We start from the raw sequence: 1,797 nt of genomic DNA, 5'->3' as shown, positions 1-1,797 counted from the left end.
GGATGCGCCAGGGGTTAGAGTCAACACGATGGGCAGTGGCACCACGATAACGAATCATTTTGGTACTGCGGCTATTTCATCGTTGCCAAGAAACCAAAAATCAACCGTGCAATTAAATACTGATAAATTGCCGGTAAATGTGCGTTTAGATACCACTTCCTTTGATGTTGCTGCGGCAAGGGGATCTGTTGTGACTAAACGTATTAATGCAACGACGATGAGGCAATTATTACTGAATATTAAAATGGAGAATGGTTCGATGGTTCCTTTTGGTGCCAGCGTACTAAATAAAAAAGGGGATTATATGGGTGTCGTCATGGGGGAAGGTAATTTATTACTCAGTAATGAACAAATTGGCGATGACATTATTTTACGCTCACCCAATTCAGATGATTGCACAATTAAATATAGTGTACCGGAAGAATTTTCCACAGAATTACTTTATGAAGAGGCAGATGCGATCTGCCAGTAATATTATTAAATACATATTTGAGGTTTGAATGAAAAAGTTATTTTATACAATGGTTTTAGGTTTAGTCAGCTTAATGAGTATATCTGCAAAAGCAAGTTTTCAATTGGAAACAATGACCGTTATTTTAGATGCAAGTGAAGGGCGTAAAGTATTTAGCGTAAAAAATATATCAAAAGAGCCTATCTTGTTATCAACGAAAGTTTCTGATCTTGATGGCTCGAAACCAATGGCTAAAGAGGTGATGGTATCCCCACCAATTGTGCGTATTGAGCCGAATGAAAGCCAGCAAATTAACTTTGTTCTAAAGAAAGGTTTGGATTTAAAACAAGAAGAAATTTTACGTGTTTCTTTCCAAGGTGTGGGAGCTGTTAAACAAAACTCTGCAAAAATGCCGATTCGCCAGGATGTAGCGATGTTAATTACACCAGCTAATGAGCCATTAAGCCAAACGCCATGGAAAAATATTACCGTTAAGCAAAAAGATAACAAGCTGACGTTAACTAATACTGGTAATCAAGTTGTTCGTTTATCCCAGTCAGTGACAGCATTACCTAGTAATGATAGTTACTCAATTGAACAATTTTATTTAAGACCACAAGAAAGTAAAACTATTGATGTGAAAGGTAAAGTTCAAGAGTTAGTTATTTCACCATTAAGTCGTTACGGATTTAAAAACTCAGATAATAATAGCACAATAAAAGTGATTCCTAACGGATGATTTTTTATCTATCAACAGGAACGAGAACTAAATAATTAATTCTACCGTTCCTGTATATGGAGATATATGAAATATGAAGAATGTAGATGAAGGTAGTAAACTGGAAAGCAATATTTACTCAGTCATGATAGGTAAAGAAATAAGAGAGATTAGAAAAAATAAAAGGCTGTCTGGTTCTAATATAGCGAAGCAACTCGGGATTTCACAGCAGCATTACTCTCGATATGAATGTGGTAAATGTCGAATTTCTGTAGACACATTATTGAATATTCTTTTTGTTTTAGATTTTGACTTCGGTGATTTTTTTAATGAGTTAAAATTTCAATTAAAAAATTACCATGATGAAATTTCCGGCGTTAAATTGAATGATACCCATAGAGATATTGAAATTTATTTTGATAAAATAAACTAATTTTGTGTGAAAATTAGTTCTCTCTATTGTTGTTTTTTATTGTATTAATTTTTTTGTCAAATTTTTAATTATTTAATCCGCCTACCAGGCGGATTTTTTTATATTAATGAGTGACTCATGGAGTGCGAAATAAAGCTTACTGAATAGTCGTAATATATTCTGCATTCCAAATATATTCTCCTGCTTGACTTGGGC

The 1,797-nt window shown here is 33.9% G+C and carries 3 protein-coding genes; all 3 read left to right on the top strand.

The window, feature by feature from the left end:
- A partial coding sequence (locus tag GKR71_RS00415; protein ID WP_154633750.1) for a FimD/PapC C-terminal domain-containing protein occupies window positions 1–472 on the top strand: 472 nt, incomplete at its 5' end.
- Window positions 473–500: 28 nt separating this feature from the next.
- Complete coding sequence (locus GKR71_RS00410) at window positions 501–1,190, top strand: fimbria/pilus chaperone family protein (protein WP_036954065.1); 690 nt, start codon at window positions 501–503, stop codon at window positions 1,188–1,190.
- Window positions 1,191–1,263: 73 nt separating this feature from the next.
- Window positions 1,264–1,602, top strand: a complete 339-nt coding sequence (locus GKR71_RS00405; RefSeq protein ID WP_036954067.1) for a helix-turn-helix domain-containing protein — start codon at window positions 1,264–1,266, stop codon at window positions 1,600–1,602.
- Window positions 1,603–1,797: the final 195 nt, after the last annotated feature.

The organism is Providencia sp. wls1922, assembly GCF_009706505.1.
Taxonomy (GTDB): Bacteria; Pseudomonadota; Gammaproteobacteria; order Enterobacterales; family Enterobacteriaceae; genus Providencia; species Providencia lanzhouensis.
Note: the sequence above shows the minus strand (reverse complement) of the source record. Positions and strands in the feature narration are given on the sequence as shown.